This is a genomic window from Stappia sp. TSB10P1A (genome assembly GCF_900185725.1).
In the GTDB taxonomy this organism is placed as follows: domain Bacteria; phylum Pseudomonadota; class Alphaproteobacteria; order Rhizobiales; family Stappiaceae; genus Stappia.
This window is the reverse complement of the sequence record NZ_FYAU01000024.1, coordinates 95,088-112,114: the sequence shown is the minus strand read 5'-3', so window position 1 is coordinate 112,114 and position 17,027 is coordinate 95,088. Positions and strand designations below refer to the sequence as shown.

12 protein-coding genes are annotated in these 17,027 nt (G+C 69.7%); 6 read left to right on the top strand and 6 right to left on the bottom strand.

All coding sequences use genetic code 11. The features are described 5' to 3' along the window. Positions 1–88: 88 nt before the first annotated feature. Positions 89–1,210, top strand: coding sequence for a histidinol-phosphate transaminase (gene hisC, locus TSB10P1A_RS09115; protein ID WP_186387606.1), 1,122 nt, complete (start codon positions 89–91; stop codon positions 1,208–1,210). 59 nt (positions 1,211–1,269) lie between these two features. Then, positions 1,270–2,190 carry a prephenate/arogenate dehydrogenase family protein gene (locus tag TSB10P1A_RS09110; protein WP_186387605.1) on the top strand — a complete coding sequence of 307 codons (921 nt, stop codon included), beginning with the start codon at positions 1,270–1,272 and terminating at the stop codon, positions 2,188–2,190. A 32-nt stretch (positions 2,191–2,222) separates the two neighbouring features. Here TSB10P1A_RS09110 and folK read toward each other — a convergent pair whose 3' ends face one another. The 4 genes from folK to TSB10P1A_RS09090 all read right to left on the bottom strand — a co-directional run bounded on the left by folK (position 2,223) and on the right by TSB10P1A_RS09090 (position 5,618). Beyond that, the gene (gene folK / locus TSB10P1A_RS09105) at positions 2,223–2,732 is read right to left on the bottom strand and encodes a 2-amino-4-hydroxy-6-hydroxymethyldihydropteridine diphosphokinase (RefSeq protein ID WP_186387604.1); all 510 of its coding nucleotides are present in this window, start codon (positions 2,730–2,732) and stop codon (positions 2,223–2,225) included. Then, positions 2,729–3,607, bottom strand: coding sequence for a dihydropteroate synthase (folP, locus tag TSB10P1A_RS09100; RefSeq protein WP_208987054.1), 879 nt, complete (start codon positions 3,605–3,607; stop codon positions 2,729–2,731). Before folP ends, folK begins: the two co-directional genes overlap by 4 nt. A gap of 158 nt (positions 3,608–3,765) precedes the next feature. Beyond that, the gene (locus tag TSB10P1A_RS09095; protein ID WP_208987053.1) at positions 3,766–5,088 is read right to left on the bottom strand and encodes a multidrug effflux MFS transporter; all 1,323 of its coding nucleotides are present in this window, start codon (positions 5,086–5,088) and stop codon (positions 3,766–3,768) included. Next, entirely contained in the window at positions 5,085–5,618 is a 534-nt protein-coding gene (locus tag TSB10P1A_RS09090) for a MarR family winged helix-turn-helix transcriptional regulator (protein ID WP_186387603.1), read from the bottom strand. Before TSB10P1A_RS09090 ends, TSB10P1A_RS09095 begins: the two co-directional genes overlap by 4 nt. 169 nt (positions 5,619–5,787) lie before the next feature. Here TSB10P1A_RS09090 and typA point away from each other — a divergent pair, with 169 nt between their 5' ends. After that, entirely contained in the window at positions 5,788–7,611 is a 1,824-nt protein-coding gene (gene typA, locus TSB10P1A_RS09085; RefSeq protein ID WP_186387602.1) for a translational GTPase TypA, read from the top strand. A 105-nt stretch (positions 7,612–7,716) separates the two neighbouring features. Here typA and TSB10P1A_RS09080 read toward each other — a convergent pair whose 3' ends face one another. Then, the gene (locus tag TSB10P1A_RS09080; protein ID WP_186387601.1) at positions 7,717–9,144 is read right to left on the bottom strand and encodes an MFS transporter; all 1,428 of its coding nucleotides are present in this window, start codon (positions 9,142–9,144) and stop codon (positions 7,717–7,719) included. Then, positions 9,141–13,937: an NAD-glutamate dehydrogenase gene (locus tag TSB10P1A_RS09075; RefSeq protein WP_186387600.1), complete on the bottom strand. Its 4,797-nt coding sequence runs from the start codon at positions 13,935–13,937 to the stop codon at positions 9,141–9,143. The genes TSB10P1A_RS09080 and TSB10P1A_RS09075 overlap by 4 nt, the downstream gene beginning before the upstream one ends. A gap of 245 nt (positions 13,938–14,182) precedes the next feature. On the opposite strand from TSB10P1A_RS09075, the gene TSB10P1A_RS09070 reads away from it, so the two are divergent. The 3 genes from TSB10P1A_RS09070 (at position 14,183) to leuD (ending at position 16,521) form a co-directional block, all read left to right on the top strand. After that, positions 14,183–14,770: a peroxidase-related enzyme gene (locus TSB10P1A_RS09070; protein ID WP_186387599.1), complete on the top strand. Its 588-nt coding sequence runs from the start codon at positions 14,183–14,185 to the stop codon at positions 14,768–14,770. Positions 14,771–14,935: 165 nt separating this feature from the next. Beyond that, on the top strand, positions 14,936–15,886 hold the full coding sequence (argC, locus tag TSB10P1A_RS09065; protein WP_186387598.1) for an N-acetyl-gamma-glutamyl-phosphate reductase: 951 nt from the start codon (positions 14,936–14,938) through the stop codon (positions 15,884–15,886). A 29-nt stretch (positions 15,887–15,915) separates the two neighbouring features. Next, the gene (gene leuD / locus TSB10P1A_RS09060) at positions 15,916–16,521 is read left to right on the top strand and encodes a 3-isopropylmalate dehydratase small subunit (RefSeq protein ID WP_186387597.1); all 606 of its coding nucleotides are present in this window, start codon (positions 15,916–15,918) and stop codon (positions 16,519–16,521) included. Positions 16,522–17,027: the final 506 nt, after the last annotated feature.

The window sequence follows — 17,027 nt, the reverse complement described above, 5'->3', positions numbered from 1 at the left end:
CCTGCTCGAAAGCGGGCGCCGGCCGGTGTTCTTGCAAGCGGCCGGCCTGCCCGCCGGCCGAGACAGCCCGCAGTCAGGAATTTCGGCCATGCTGACGACCGCCGATCCCCGTTCCCCGTCCCGTCCCGAGCCGCGTCCCGGCATTCTCGACATCGCCGCCTATGTGCCCGGCCGGACCAAGTCGACGGGGGGCGCCAAGCTCCACAAGCTGTCCTCCAACGAGACGCCGCTGGGCCCGAGCCCGCGCGCCGTGGAGGCGTTCAGCGCCTGTGCCGGCCATCTGGAGCTCTATCCGGACGGCGGCTCGACGGGCCTGCGCGAGGCGATCGCCGACGTCTATGGCCTCAACCCGGAGCGGATGATCTGCGGCAACGGCTCGGACGAGATCCTGGAGCTGGTGGCGCGCGCCTATATCGGCCCGGGCGACGAGGGGCTCTACAGCGAATACGGTTTCCTGGTCTACAAGATCGCCGTGCTGGCCGCCGGCGGCACGCCGGTGGTCGCGCCGGAGCGGGACCTGACGACGGATGTGGATGCGCTGCTGGCGCGGGTGACGCCGCGCACCAAGGTGGTGTTCCTCGCCAATCCGAACAATCCGACCGGCACCTATCTGCCCTTCGACGAGATCCGCCGCCTGCATGCCGGCCTGCCGCCGCATGTGCTGCTGGTGCTGGACGCGGCCTATGCGGAGTATGTCCGTCGCAACGACTACGAGGCCGGCGTCGAACTGGCGGCGACGGCGGAGAACGTGCTGATGACCCGCACCTTCTCCAAGATCTATGGCCTTGCGGCGCTGCGCATCGGCTGGGGCTATGGCCCGGCGCATGTGATCGACGCGCTGAACCGGGTGCGCGGGCCGTTCAACGTCTCCGCCGCGGCACAGGCCGCCGGCATCGCCGCGGTGCGCGACCGCGCCTTCCTGGAAACGGCGGTCGCCCATAACGACACCTGGCTCGCCTGGGTGAGCCGGGAAGTGGCGGCGCTGGGCCTTGCGGTCACGCCGAGCGTCGGCAATTTCGTGCTGATCCACTTCCCCGAGGAGCCCGGCCGCACGGCGGCGGAGGCCGATGCCTATCTGAGCGCGCGGGGATGCGTGCTGCGGGCCGTCGGCGCCTATGGGCTGCCGAATGCGCTGCGCATGTCGATCGGCAGCGAGGAGGCCAATCGCGAGGTCGTCTCGGTGCTGAAGGAGTTCCTCGCCGGGCGCTGAGGCGTCCCGGCGATGGCCGCCGCGCCCGGCGCCGGCGGCCGCAAGTGTCAGGCCTTTTCATGTCAGATCCGAAATTCCGCCGCCTTGCCCTGATCGGCATCGGTCTCATCGGCTCTTCGATCGCGCATGCGGCGCGGCGCGAGGGGCTGGCCGGAGAGATCGCCATTTCCACCCGCTCGGAGCAGACGCTGCGCCGGGCCGAGGAACTGGGGCTCGGCGACAGCTATCATCTCGATGCCGCCGAGGCGGTGAGCGGCGCCGATCTCGTCATCCTCTGCGTGCCGGTGGGCGCCAGCGAGGCGGTGGCGAAATGGATCGCCCCGGCACTGGCGCCGGGTGCCATCGTCACCGATGTCGGCTCGACCAAGGCCTCGGTGGTGCGGCAGATGGCGCCGCATCTGCCGGACGGGGTGCATTTCATCCCCGGCCATCCGATCGCCGGCACCGAGCATTCGGGTCCGGATGCGGGCTTTGCCGAGCTGTTCCGCAACCGCTGGTGCATCCTGACGCCGGTGCCGGGCACCGACCCTGCGGCGCTGGAGCGGCTCTCGGCCTTCTGGCGGGCTTGCGGCTCGATGGTCGACACGATGGATGCCGAGCATCACGACCTGGTGTTGGCCATCGTCTCGCATGTGCCGCATATCATCGCCTACAACATCGTCGGCACCGCCGACGACCTGGAGACGGTGACCAAGTCGGAAGTGATCAAGTATTCCGCCTCGGGCTTCCGCGATTTCACGCGGCTTGCCGCCTCCGATCCGACCATGTGGCGCGACGTCTGCCTGCACAACAAGGACGCGATCCTGGAGATGCTGGCGCGCTTTTCCGAGGACCTGTCGGCCCTGCAGCGGGCGGTGCGCTGGGGCGACGGCGAGGCGCTGTTCGAGCTGTTCACCCGCACCCGCGGCATCCGCCGCTCGATCGTCGAGGCGGGCCAGGAGACCGACGCGCCGAATTTTGGCCGCGACGCCAAGCGGTAAGCGGGTTTTCGGCGGACGGCGCGCGGCCCGGATCAGTCTCTGATGGGGTGGACCTCGTCGCGGCCCGGGCAGGTGGCGAGCGCCTGGCGCGCGGTGCGGCCGTCGCCGAGCGGCGCGTCCGGCCAGATCTCGGCCAGCGGCACCAGCACGAAGGCGCGCTCGCCCATGCGCGGATGCGGGATGGTCAGGCCGTCCTCCTCGATCCGCGTGTTGCCATAGATCAGCACGTCGATATCGATGACGCGCGGGCCCCAGCGGACATCGCGGACGCGGCCGAGGCCGCGCTCGATCTCCAGGCAGCGGTCGAGCAGGGCGCGCGGCGACAGCCGGGTCTCGATCACCACGCAGGCGTTGCGATAGTCGTCCTGCGGCACCGGCCCCCAGGGCGGGGTGCGGTAGTCGGAGGAGCGGGCGACGACGACGATGCCGGGCGTTGCGGCCAGCGCGGCGAGCGCCGCCTCCAGATGGCCGAGCGTGTCGCCGATGTTCGATCCGAGGCCGAGCGCGGCGCGCACCAGATCCTCGTGTTGGGCTGCGCTCATCCGGCGTGCTCGCTCATGGTGGCATGGGCGATGCGGGCGGCATCGACATGCGGCTGGACATTGTGGACGCGGACCATCGCCGCGCCCTTGATGAAGGCGATGGTGTGCAGGGCGAGGGAGCCGTAGAGCCGGTCCTCGGTGTCGACATCGAGCACGGCGCCGATCAGCCGCTTGCGCGAGGCGCCGACCAGCAGCGGCAACCCGTGGCGGGCGAAATGCTCCAGCCGGTTGATCGTCTTGTAGCTCTGGTCCGGCGTCTTGCCGAAGCCGATGCCGGGGTCGAGCATCTGCCGCTCCGGCGGAATGCCGGCGCGGGCGGCGATCTCCATCGAGCGCTCGAAGGAGCGGTCGATATCGGCGATGATGTCGAGGCCGGGATCGGTGGTCTCGCGGTTGTGCATCATGATCACGGCGGCGCCGGTCTCGGCGATGGTGGCGGCCATCGCCGGATCCTTCTGCAGGCCCCAGATGTCGTTGACGATGACCGCGCCGAGGGCGCAGGCCTTCGCGGCGACGTCGGCCTTGTAGGTGTCGATGGAGACGGGCGCGCCGAGGGCGATGATCGCCGCCAGCACCGGGGCGAGGCGGCGCCATTCCTCCTCGGCCGGCACCGGCAGGGCGTTCGGCCGGGTGCTCTCGGCGCCGACATCGATGACGTCGACGCCATGCGCGATCATCCGCCGGGCGCTGGCGAGCGCATCGTCGCGGGCAAGGAAGCGGCCGCCGTCGGAGAAGGAGTCCGGCGTGATGTTGAGGATGCCCATCACCCGCGGCCGGTCGAACGGCAGCACGCCGCGGCTATGGCGCAGGAGGCGCGGCGCCCGTGCCTGCGGGGCCGGCGAAGGGGACCCGTGCTCCCGGTGAGATGATGTCATGCGCGATGCCCCGGCTTGTGCGATGCCCCGGTCTGGCGCGGACCCGCTGCGGCGCGAGGTCCCGGCCCGGCACCACGGCCGGGGCGTTTCGCTCGCGGGTTTGCGACGTTCGCCCCGCCGCGTCAAGGCCCAATCGCATGACGCGGCATGCCGCAGCGTCAGGCCTTGCCCGGCGCCGCGTCGCGGCGGGCGTTGATCCGGCCGAGCAGCAGATAGGAGGCGACCGCGACGAACAGCATGGCCGGCGGCACCAGGGTGATGCCGAGCAGCGGATTGCCGAGCGCGGCGATCACCAGGCTGCCGAGGAGACCGGCGCCGAATTGCAGGAAGCCCATCAGCGCCGAGGCGGCGCCGGCCATGCGCGGGAAGCCCTGCAGCGCCGCGCTGGTGGTGGAGGGAAGCGACAGGGCGAGGGAGAAGGCGAAGGCCCCGACCGGCAGCATCACCCCGAGAAAGGTCGGCGGCAGCAGCAGCAGCGAGGCGAGCAGCGCCGTGGCGGCGGCGACCATGCCGGTCATGCCGAAGGGCAGCAGCCGCGCCGCGTCGACCCGGCGCATGGCGATGCCGGCGACGATGGTGCCGGAGATGAACGAGCCGGACTGCACCATCATGCCGAAGCCGAACTGGCTCGGCGTCAGGCCGACATGGTCGATCATCACGAAGGGCAGCACCGAGGCGAGGGTGTAGATGGTGCCGATGCCGAAGCCGACCAGCAGGCTGGGCTGCATGTAGCGCGGGTCGCTCAGCAGCGTCCAGTAATTGCGCAGCAGCACCCGCGGCCGCAGGTTGGCGCGGTCGATATAGGGATTGGTCTCGCGCAGGCAGGCGAGCACCGCAAGGCCGAGGACAAGGCCGTAGATCAGCATCGCCCAGAAGATCTCGCGCCAGCCGAACAGTTCCAGCGTGACGCCGCCGATGGTCGGCGCCAGCGCCGGGCCGACCGCCAGCATCATGGCGATGGTGTTCATGATCCGGGCCGAGGTCTGGCCGGTGAACTGGTCGCGGACGATGGCGCGGGCGACGGCGACGCCGACCGAGGCGCCGACGCCCTGCAGGGTGCGGGCGACGATCATCCATTCGATGGTGGGGGCGAAGGTCGCGAGCACCGTCGAGGCGAGATAGAGCGCCAGGAAGACGATTGTGACCGGCCGGCGGCCGAAAGCGTCCGACAGCGGGCCGCAGACGAGCTGGGTCAGCGCGAAACCGGCGAAATAGGCGGTCAGCGTCAGCTTGACCGCACCCTGCGTGGTGCCGAAGGCCTCGGCCAGCACCGGCATTGCCGGGGTGTAGAGGGCCATGGTGATCGGCCCGATGGCGACCAGCGCAGCGCCGAGCAGCGAGGTGTGCATCTCGCTCATGATCGGGCCGCCGTCCGGCGGGGCCGGCCGCCCGGTCTGCGCGCGCGGGGCGCCGGGGGCAAGGGCGGGGTCGAGCGGGGGAAGGCTGTCGATCGCCTGGGAAACGGGGGCGGTGCTGCTCATGCGCGGTCCGATTGGTCGGGCTTTTGGTCGGGTGCCTGGTCGGGTGCCTGGTCGGGCGTCTGGTCTGATATCTGGTCTGAAATCTGATCGGGGGAGGCGTGCAGGTTGGCGTGCATGCGCTCCAGCAGGGCATAGACCGCGTCCATCTCCGGCCGGCTCATGCCGGCCAGGGCGGCGCGGCGGATGGCAAGGCCCTCGGCATGAATGCGGTCCAGCACCGGTTCGGCCGCCGCCGTCAAGGCGACGAGCTTGGCCCGCCGGTCGGACGGGTCGGGGCGGCGGGCGACGAGGCCGGCCGCCTCCAGCCGGTCGAGAAAGCCGCACATGGTCATCGGCTCGACGCCGAAGCGCTCGGCCAGCGCGCCCTGGCGCTGGTCGGGATAGTGCTCGACAAAGGCGAGGGTGCGCGCCTCGCCGACGGTCAGGCCGGTGTCGGCCTCAGCCAGCGCCTTCTCGAAGCGGCGGCGCAGCAGCCGGGCGATGTCGCCGACGAGAAACCCGAGCGGCCGGGTCGGGAGATCGGGTTCCATAAGCTTCCCAGATAATATGGCTGCCTTATCAAATGCGCCCGTCCCGCGCACCTGTCAAGCCGGTGGCGCGTAATGCTGCGTTGCAAGAATCCGGCTCTGACTGTATAGAGGGCGCGAAAATCCGCGGGTCCCGGTGGGCCCGCGTTGTCATTTCCGGAGCAGCCAGAACATGGACTTGCGCAATATCGCCATCATCGCGCACGTCGATCATGGCAAGACCACCCTGATCGACGTGCTGCTGAAGCAGTCGGGCGCCTTCCGCGACAACCAGCGCACGGAAGAGCGGATGATGGATTCCAACGACCTGGAGCGGGAGCGGGGCATCACCATTCTCGCCAAGGTCACCTCGCTGACCCATGGCGACACGCGCATCAACATCGTTGATACGCCCGGCCACGCCGATTTCGGCGGCGAGGTCGAGCGCATCCTGCACATGGTCGACGGCGTGGTGCTCCTGGTCGACGCGGCCGAGGGGCCGATGCCGCAGACCAAGTTCGTGCTCGGCAAGGCCTTGAAGCTCGGCCTTCGCCCGATCGTCGCGATCAACAAGATCGACAAGCCGGACCAGCGCGCCGAGGAGGTGCTGGACGAGGTGTTCGACCTCTTTGCCGCGCTCGACGCCAACGAGGAGCAGCTCGACTTCCCGGTGCTCTACGGCTCGGCCAAGCAGGGCTGGATGGCGAGCGATCCGGAGGGTCCGAAGGACTCCATGGACCCGCTGTTCGATCTGGTGCGCGCCCATGTCAAGCCGCCGAAGGCGGAGCCGGGCGCCTTCCGCATGCTGGCGACGACGGTGCAGGCCAACCCGTTCCTCGGCCGCATCCTGACCGGGCGCATCGTCTCGGGCGAGGCGGTGCCGAACATGGCGGTCAAGGCGCTGTCGCGCGACGGCAAGCTGGTCGAGACCGGCCGCATCTCCAAGGTGCTGGCCTTCCGCGGGCTGGAGCGCCAGCCGATCGACAAGGGCGAGGCGGGCGACATTGTCTCGATCGCCGGCCTCAGCGAGGCGACCGTTTCCGACACGATCTGCGCGCCCGAGTTCAGCGAGCCGCTGCCGGCCCAGCCGATCGATCCGCCGACCCTGTCGATGACCTTCCGCGTCAATGACGGGCCGCTGGCCGGCACCGAGGGCGACAAGGTGCAGTCGCGCGTCATCCGCAAGCGGCTGATGGACGAGGCCGAGGGCAATGTCGCGCTGAAGATCGAGGACAGCACCGAGGCCGACGCCTTCATCGTCGCCGGCCGCGGCGAGCTGCAGCTCGCGATCCTGATCGAGAACATGCGCCGCGAGGGCTTCGAACTGTGCGTCGGCCGTCCGCGCGTGGTGTTCCGCACCGGCGAGAACGGCGAGCGGCTGGAGCCGATCGAGGAAGTGATCATCGACGTCGACGAGGAGCATTCCGGCGTCGTCGTGCAGAAGCTGTCAGAGCGCAAGGCCGACCTCCTGGAAATGCGCCCGTCTGGCGCCGGCCGCACCCGGCTGGTGTTCCACGCGCCGACGCGCGGCCTGATCGGCTACCAGTCGGAGCTCCTGTCGGACACGCGCGGCACGGCGATCTTCAACCGCCTGTTCCACGACTACGCGCCGTACAAGGGCGAGATCGCCGGCCGTCACACCGGCGTCTTGATCTCCAACGGCGACGGCGAGGCGGTGGCCTATGCGCTGTTCAACCTGGAAGAGCGCGGACCGATGCTGATCGATCCGGGCGTCAAGGTCTATCGCGGCATGCTGATCGGCGAGCACACGCGCGGCAACGACCTGGAAGTCAACGTGCTGAAGGGCAAGCAGCTCACCAACGTGCGCGCGTCCGGCAAGGACGAGGCGGTGCGGCTGACGACGCCGATCCGCCTGTCGCTGGAGGCGGCGCTGTCCTACATCAACGACGACGAGCTGGTCGAGGTGACGCCGAAGACCATCCGCCTGCGCAAGGCGCTGCTCGACCCGCATGACCGCAAGCGGGCGGAGCGGGCGGCGACCAAGCAGAGCGCCTGAGGCGCCTCGCAAAGCGCCATCGCCGGATTTGGCGCGGGGATTTGAAGCGGGCGGGGGGAAACCCCGCCCGTTCGCGTTTCGGGCCCGCTTTCGTTTGGGGAGTGATCAGTGCGGCCGGTCGGCAACCCGCGTCAGCAGGGCAAGGCCGGCGGCGAAGAACAGCAGGATCACCGCCATGCCGGCCGCCTGGCTGGCGGTGGCGGCGGTGACGAGGCCGACGAGGAGCGGTGCGAGGAAGCTCGTCACCTTGCCCGACAGGGCGAAGAGGCCGAAATAGCGGGTCATTGCGCCGGGCGGCGAGACATGCACCAGGAGCGTGCGCGAGGCGGCCTGCAGGGGACCGGCGGCGGCGCCGAGGAGGCCGCCGAGCACCAGGAACATCTGTTCCGGCAGGCTGGAGAAGAGGCCCGCGCCCGGCTGCGCCGGGCTTACCTCAACGACGAAGAACACCGTGTCGCGGTCGACCGAGACGAGGCCGAGGCCGCACAGGATCAGCACGAGAAGGGCGCCGGAGATCACCCGCTTCGGCCCGAGCCGGTCGTCGAGCCGGCCGCCGATCACCGCGCCGAACGTGCCGGTGATGGTCAGCAGGATGCCGAAGGTGCCGATCTCGATGGAGGACCAGCCGAGCACGCCGGCGGCATAGATGCCGCCGAAGGCGAAGAGCGCGACCAGCCCGTCCTTGTAGACCATGTTGGCGGCGAGGAAGAGCACCATGCGGCGGTCGGCGCGCGCCTCGCGCAAGGTGGCGGCGAGGTCGCCGAGGCCCTGGCGCACGGCGGCGCCCAGCGTCACCGGCCGGCGCGGCACGTCCGGCACCAGGAGGAACAGCGGCAGCACGAAGACGACATACCAGATCGCCGAGAACGGACCGGAGGCGCGGTCGCCGGCGCGCGTCGCCGGATCGAGCCCGAAGATCGGCTCCAGCCCCAGCATCGTCAGCCCGGTCTGCGGGCTGGCCGCCATCAGGCCGAGGGCGATGACCAGCGAGACGAGGCCGCCGGCATAGCCGAGCGCCCAGCCGTTGCCCGACAGCCGGCCGAGCCGGGCGCGGGGCACGAGGTCCGGCATCATGGCGTTGTTGAAGACGGTGGCGAATTCGACGCCGAGCGTCGCGACGGCGAAGCCGACAAGCGCGATGGCGATGGCCCATGGCTCGCCCGGCACGGCGAACCACAGGGCGGCGGAGCCGACGAGCAGCGGCACCGAGAAGCCGGCGATCCACGGCTTGCGGGCGCCGGTGCGGTCGGCGATGGCGCCGAGGACCGGCGCGAGCAGGGCGATGGAAAGGCCGGCGGCGGCGGTGGCATAGCCCCACAGCGCCTGGCCTTGCGCCGGCGTTGCGGCCAGCGCGGAGGCGAAATAGGGCGCGAAGACGAAGGTGGTGACCAGCGTGAAGAAGGGCTGGGCCGCCCAGTCGAAGAACAGCCAACTGACCACCGCGCCCCGGCGCGGCGGCAGCAGGCCCCCCTCGCCGGAGTGCGCGACATGCGCCTCCCCGGCGAGGTCGGCGGCGGCAGGCGATGCGCTCATCCGGCAAGCTCGGCGAGCAGGCCGGCGGCGACCGAGAATTTCGACACCGACAGGTCGCCCTCGATGATCTCGCCGGCTGCCCGCGCGGTGCGCGCGACGCGCGCCTCGTTGGCCGCCAGCCAGGCATCGAAGCCGCCGGCGGCCAGCGCCTCGGCGGTGACGTCGCGATGGGCGCCGGCCAGCGTCGCCCGCGCCCGGTCGAGCGCCAGCCCGTCATAATAGTCGGAGATCTTCAAGGCGCGCGCCTTGGCCTCCATCGCGCCGAGGCGGAAATGGCCGGCGACGCGGAAGAACACCTCGGCGACGTCGGTCAGCTCGCGCCCGGTCTGCTCGGCGATCAGCACGATGTCGGGCAGCGCCGCCTCGACCGGCAGGCGGGCGATGCGGGCGGCCAGCGGATCGGGGACGCCGGCGTCGCAAAGACGCTGGGTCTGCGCCTCGATCTCGGCCTTGAGCGCCGGCTGCACCAGCCCGGCCAGCGTCGGGGCGAGGGCGGCGATGCCGGTGCCGAAGCGCGAGACGACGGATTCAAGGCCGCCGGCGAAGGAGACGTTGCGCAGGAACCACACCGACTGCTCCAGCACCAGATCCTGCACCGCGCGGTAGAGGCCGAGCTGGACCTGGCCGTCGATCAGGGTGTCGAGCGCGTCGATCTCGCCGTTGAGGATGGTCAGGCCATAGGCGTCGCGCACGGCGGCGAAGGCCTGGGCGATCTGCGCCGGCTCGGCGCCGGTCTGGTCGGCGATGCGGGTGAGGAAGGTCGGACCGCCGCGGTTGATCATCGAGTTGGCGAGCATGGTCGAGATGATCTCGCGCCGCAGCCGGTGCCCCTCGATCTCCGCCGCATAGGCCTCCTGCATTTCCGGCGGGAAGTAGCGGAACAGCTCGCGCGCCAGATAGCTGTCGTCCGGCACCGAACTGTCGAGCAGCCGGTCGAACAGGGTGATCTTGGCATAGGCGAGCAGCACGCCGATCTCGGCGCGGGTGAGGCCGGTCTCGCTAGCGGCGAGCTCGTCGAGCGCCGCCTCGTCGGGCAGTTGCTCGACCGCGCGGTCGAGAAGGCCGGCCTGCTCCAACTGGCGCATCATCCGCCGCTGGTAGCCGAAATCCTCCATGCCGCGCGCTTCCGTCAGGCTGATCGCCAGCGTCTGCAGGTAGTTGTTGCGCAGCACCAGGTCGGCGACCTCGTCGGTCATCGCCGCCAGCAGCACGTTGCGGTCGGCGACGGTCAGCCGGTTGGCGCGCACGGCGGCGCCGAGCGCGATCTTGATGTTGACCTCCATGTCGGAGGAATTGACGCCGGCCGAATTGTCGATGGCGTCGGAATTGCTGCGCCCCCCGCGCCGGTTGAAGGCGATGCGGGCAAGCTGGGTCATGCCGAGATTGGCGCCCTCGCCGATGACCCTGGCCCCGACCTCGCCGGCGGTGACGCGGATCGCGTCGTTGGCGCGGTCGCCGACATCGGCGTCGCTCTCCTCGGCCGCGCGGACATAGGTGCCGATGCCGCCGAACCACAGCAGGTCGACCTGCATCTTCAGGATGGCGTTCATCACCTCCTGCGGCGTCGCCTTGGCCTTGGCAAGGCCGAGCATCTCCTGCGCCCGCGGCGACAGCGGGATCGACTTCGACTGGCGCGAGAAGACGCCGCCGCCCTCCGAGATCAGCGCGGTGTCATAGTCGTTCCACGAGGAGCGGCCGAGGTCGAAGACGCGCTTGCGCTCCTCCCAGCTCGTGGCCGGATCCGGATCGGGATCGAGGAAGATGTCGCGGTGGTCGAAGGCGGCGACCAGGCGGATCGCCTTCGACAGCAGCATGCCGTTGCCGAAGACGTCGCCCGACATGTCGCCGACGCCGGCGACGGTGAAGGGCTCGCGCTGGATGTCGCGGTTCATCTCGCGGAAATGCCGCTTGACCGCCTCCCAGGCGCCGCGCGCGGTGATCGCCATCTTCTTGTGGTCGTAGCCGGCCGAGCCGCCGGAGGCGAAGGCATCGCCGAGCCAGAAGTTGCGGCTCTCCGAAATGCCGTTGGCGGTGTCGGAGAAGGTCGCGGTGCCCTTGTCGGCGGCGACCACCAGATAGGGGTCGTCCTCGTCGTGGCGCACGACGCGCTCGGGCGGCCAGACCTTGTCGCCGGACAGGTTGTCGGTGACGTCGAGCAGCGAAGAGATGAAGATCTTGTAGGCCTTGGTGCCTTCGGCGAAGACCTCGTCGCGGCTGCCGCCCTCGGGGAGCAGCTTCGGCACGAAGCCGCCCTTGGCGCCGACCGGCACGATCACCGCGTTCTTCACCTGCTGCGCCTTGACGAGGCCGAGCACCTCGGTGCGGAAGTCCTGCGCCCGGTCGGACCAGCGCAGGCCGCCGCGCGCCACCTTGCCGAAGCGCAGGTGCACGCCCTCGACGCGCGGGCTGTAGACGAAGATCTCGCGGAAGGGTCGCGGCAGCGGCAGATCCTCGATGCGCTGCGGATCCAGCTTGAAGGCGAAGGTCGGCTTCGGCTGGCCATGGGCGTCGAGCTGGAAGAAATTGGTGCGCAGCATCGCCGCGATGATGTTGCCGAAGCGGCGCAGGATGCGGTCGTCGTCGAGACTGTCGACCTTGTCGAGCGCGTCGGTGATCTCCTGCTCGACCCGGGCCGCGCCGAGGGCGCGGTCGGCGCCGTCGAGGCCGGGATCGAAGCGCAGGTGGAACAGCTCGACCAGCCGGGCGGCGACGTCGCTGTAGCGGTTCAGCGTCCGCCACATGTAGTCCTCGGAGAAGCGGATGCCGGCCTGGCGCAGATAGCGCGACAGGGCGCGCAGCATGGCGATGTCGCGCCAGGCGAGCCCGGCATTGAGGACAAGGGCGTTGTAGCCGTCGGATTCCGCCTGGCCGCGCCACACCGCCAGGAAGATCGCCTCCAGCCGGCCGCGCAGGTCGTCGGTGAGGTCGATGTCGCCGCCGCCGGCCGGCTCCAGCGTCAGCTCGTGCAGATAGGCGAGCGGCCGGTCGGACGGGGTGATGCGATAGGTGCGCTCGTTGATCACCTTGAAGCCGATATTCTCCAGGATCGGCACGCGCGCCGACAGCGGGATCGGCCGCAGGTGGTGATAGACCTTGAGCACGACCCGGCTGGGCGCATCCTCCGGCCGGCGGGAGAAGGCAAGCGCGGTGTCGGAGGCTTCGCCCAGCTTCTCGACGATGCGGATGTCCGCGAGCGCCGTCTCGCCGCCATAGAGCTCGCGGTAGCCGGCCTGGAAGGCGTCGGCATAGCGCGTCGCCTGTTCGAGCGCCTTGTTGCCGCCATAGGCGGCGCGCAGCGCCTCGCGGAAGCCGTCGGCCCAGGTGCGGACGATGCCGGCGACGTCCTGCTCCAGATCCTCCTGGGCGGGGTCGGGCGTCTCGCCCCGGTCGCGGCCGACGATGAAGTGGACGCGGGCGAGCGGGCCTTCCGGATAGGTGACGTACCAGGCCGACAGGCGGCCGTCATAGACCCTGGCGAGATAGGCGCCGATCTTCAGCCGCACCTCGGTGGTGTAGCGGTCGCGCGGCACGTAGCACAGGATCGAGACGAACCGGTCGAAGCGGTCGCGCCGGGCCAGCACGCGGATGCGCGGGCGCTCGTCGAGCTGCAGGATGGCGAGGGCGAAATGATAGAGCAGGTCCGGGTCGATCTGGAACAGCTCGTCGCGCGGATAGCTCTCCAGCACGTTGGTCAGCGCCCGGCCCGAATGGCTGTCGGGATCGTAGCCGGCGCGCGCCAGCACGCTGTCGACCTTGCGCCGCAGGAAGGGAATGCTGCGGGTGGAGAGCGTGTAGGCGGTGGCGGTGAGCAGGCCGACGATGCGCAATTCGCCGGCGAGCTCGCCGGTCTCGTCGAACACCTTGACGCCGACATAGTCCATGTGGACGCGGCGATGCACCCGGCTCTTGACGTTGGCCTTGGAGACGATCAGCGGCTCCGGCTTCATCAGGAATTCGCGGATCTCCGGCGTGATGACGACGAATTCCGAGCCGCGGCGCAGCACGCGCACGTCCGGATCGGCGAGCAGGCCGAGGCCCGAGCCGCGCCGGTGCGACAGCTCGCCCTCGGCGACGCCGCCCTCGAAATAATATTCGCGCATGCCGAGCAGGGTGAAATTGTCGGCGGCGAGCCATTCGAGGAACTGGATCGCCTCGGCGAGCTCGTCGACCGGCACCGGCGGCGGGGCGGTCTTGTAGGTGGCGATGGCGGCGGCGAGGCGCTCGCGCATCGGCACCCAGTCGGTGACGGCGGCGCGCACGTCCTTCATCACCTGGTCGAGCCGTTCGGCGAGCTGCTCGCGCTCGATGCTGGCGTCGATCCGCCCGACATGGATGTGGATGACGCTCTCGCGGCGGCTGCCCTCGGCCTTCGCCTTGGCCGTGCCGTGGAAGGCGAGGAGCCGGCCGTCGGCGTCGCGCTCGACCGTCAGGATCGGATGCAGCACCAGGCGGGCCTCGAAGCCGCTCGCCTGCAGCTCGCCCATCACCGAATCGACGAGGAACGGCATGTTGTCGTTGAAGATCTCGACGAGGGTGACCTCGTCGAAGCGGCTGTCCTCGCCGGTCGGCGCGGGATTGTAGATGTGGACGCGGTGGGAGCCGAGCGGGTGGCTCGCCATCTCGGCCCAGGCGGTGCGGGCGATGGCGATCAGGTCGCCGGCCGGATAGCTGATGAGATCCTCCGCCGCGCCGCGCGCGAACAGGTCGCGCGCAAACCCTCCCACATCGGGTTCGAGCGCGCCCGCCACCGTGTCGATCAGTTGGGCTTTTGCTTGCTCACGTGCTTCGGGCATTGGTCCCCCACCATCCGGGTCATGTCTGAACGGGTGTCATCCCATCGCGCCCGGTTCTCGTGTTTGCACCGGGCTTGGCTGGCGCGGGGTGCATCCCGCGGTCGCCGCCGGTAGCACGGCATGCTAGAGCGAGTAGGGGCGCGAGGGAATCCTTTCCCGAACCGGATTCACCGCTATCGGTCAAAGGTGTCCGAATTCGGAAGGGCTTACCGATATCGCCGCAAGATCTAAGGGAGGAGCATGACATGGACGCAACGGACCGGCCGATCGCGCTGGCGATCGCGGACGAGGGCGAGCTCAGCGAGGCGACGCGCGCCTATTTCGACAAGTGCCGCGAGAAGCTCGGCATGGTGCCGAACGTGCTCGCCGCCTATGCGTTCAACGAGGCGAAGCTCTCCGCCTTCACCCAGATGTACAACGATCTGATGCTGGCCGACAGCGGCCTCAGCAAGCTGGAGCGCGAGATGATCGCCGTGGCGGTGTCGGCGGTGAACCGCTGCTTCTACTGCCTGACCGCGCATGGCGCGGCGGTGCGCCAGCTCTCGGGCGAGCCGGAACTCGGCGAACTGATGGTGATGAACTACCGCGTCGCCGAACTGTCGCCGCGCCACCGGGCGATGCTCGATTTCGCGGTGAAGCTGACCGAGCGGCCGGCGGAAATGCAGGAGGGCGACCGGCAGTCCCTGCGCGATGCCGGCTTTTCCGACCGGGACATCTGGGACATTTCGGCGGTGGCGGCCTTCTTCAACATGTCGAACCGGGTGGCGGCGGCGACCGACATGCGCCCCAATCCCGAGTATCACGCGATGGCGCGCCAGCCGGCGACCGCCTGAGACCGCGATCCGCCGCATCGTCTCGACCGGCGCACATGACAGGGGCCGCGCCCTGGTGTAGAACGCAAGCCGATGCCCGCGACCGGAGCCCCTTCGGCCGCCGGCAGAGCATTGGCTGCCCGGAACGCTGTCGCTCCGGAGGGGCCCCTTTCACGGAGACGAACCATGGTCGCGAAAGTGTTCATCGACGGCGAAGCCGGCACGACGGGTCTGCAGATCCGCGAGCGCCTGGCCCGTCGCCGCGACCTCGAACTCCTGTCCATCGCGCCGGAGCGGCGCAAGGACCTCGGCGCCCGCGCCGAGCTGCTCAACGCCTGCGACGTGACGATCCTGTGCCTGCCGGACGATGCGGCGCGCGAGAGCATCGCCCTGATCGAGAACGACACCACGCGGGTGATCGACGCCTCGACGGCGCACCGGATCACCGAGGGCTGGGACTATGGCTTTGCCGAGATGACGGCCGGGCAGGGCGCGGCGATCGCCGCCTCGAAGCGCGTCGCCAATCCGGGCTGCTATCCGCAAGGGGTGATCGCCTGCCTGCGGCCGCTGATCGATGCCGGGCTGCTGCCGGCCGACCATCCGGTGACGGTCAATGCCATCTCCGGCTATTCCGGCGGCGGGCGGCAGATGATCGAGGCCTATGAGGCGGAAGGGGCCGCCAAGCCGGCCTTCCTGCCCTACGCGCTGACGCTCAACCACAAGCACCTGCCGGAGATGACGCGCTTTGCCGGGCTTGCCGCAACGCCGATCTTCGTGCCGGCGGTCGGCAATTTCGCGCAAGGCATGGTGACGGCGGTGCCGCTGCGCCTCGAGAGCCTTGCCAAGGCGCCGACGGGGCCCGAGATCCACGCCGCGCTGGAGGCGCATTACGGCGCGCTGGAAGGCTCCTTCGTCGATGTCGCGCCGCTCAGCGGTTCCGACAAGGCGCCGGACCTCGATCCGGAGATCTTCAACGGCACCAACCGGATGCGCCTGCATGTCTTTGCCAATGACGCAAGGGCGCAGGTGGTGTTGATGGCCGTCTACGACAATCTCGGCAAGGGCGCCTCGGGGGCGGCCGTGCAGAACCTCAACCTGATGCTCGGTGTCGACGCCGCCACCAGCCTTGCCGCCTGATCGCGTCCGTTTTCGCAGGAGAAACGCCCATGGAGAAATTCACCACGCTGACCGGGGTCGCCGCGCCGCTGCCGATCATCAACATCGACACGGACATGATCATCCCGAAGCAGTTCCTCAAGACGATCAAGCGCACGGGCCTTGGCAGCGCGCTGTTCCACGAGATGCGGACGCTGGACGACGGCGCCGAGAACCCGGATTTCGTGCTGAACCAGCCGGCCTATCGCAAGGCGCAGATCCTGGTCGCCGGCGACAATTTCGGCTGCGGCTCGAGCCGCGAGCACGCGCCCTGGGCGCTGCTCGACTTCGGCATCCGCTGCGTGATCGCGACGAGCTTCGCCGACATTTTCTACAATAACTGCTTCAAGAACGGCATTCTGCCGATCGTCGTCAGCCCGGAAGACCTGGAGAAGCTGATGGACGACGCCAAGCGCGGCGCCAACGCGACGCTGACGGTCGACCTGGAAGCCCAGGAGATCCGCGGTCCGGACGGCGGCTCGATCGGCTTCGACATCGACCCGTTCCGCAAGCACTGCCTGCTCAACGGCCTCGACGACATCGGCCTGACCATGGAGAAGGCGCCGTCGATCGGCGCCTTCGAGAGCAAGGTCGACGGCGAGCGCCCCTGGATCTGAGGGCGGAGCGTTTTTCGTTGCCAGGGCCGGCGCTTGCGTCGGCCTTTTTGTTTTGGGGTGCGCCGGCCTTTGTGTTTTTGGGGGGTGCGTTGGGGGAGCGCTGTCGAGAGGCCCTCGGCTCCCCGGTCCCGGGTCGCGCTTCGCTTGCCCGGGAGGACGCCGGGAGAGGTGTGCGTCTGGGAGGAAGACGGGAGGGGGCGCGTCGTCGCCGCCGCTCTGGGAACGAATGGGCCCCGGCGCGCGGCTTCGCCTTGGCCGGGGTGACGGCCGAGGGGATGTGAGGTGCTGCCACCCTCTCGGAGGTCATCCCGGTCCAGCGCAGCGCAGAACCGGGAGCCATTGGCGCCCTTGGCGGGCATGAGACGGGAGCGCATCGCCACCTCCACGGCTGTCACGCCTGCGCAGGCAGGCGTCCAGTATCCGCTGGGGCGGATAGTGGCGCGAAGCTAGCCGCCACCGGCGTTCCGGCGGCCGTCGGCGACCCTGTGGCACCGTCACGGCTCGAG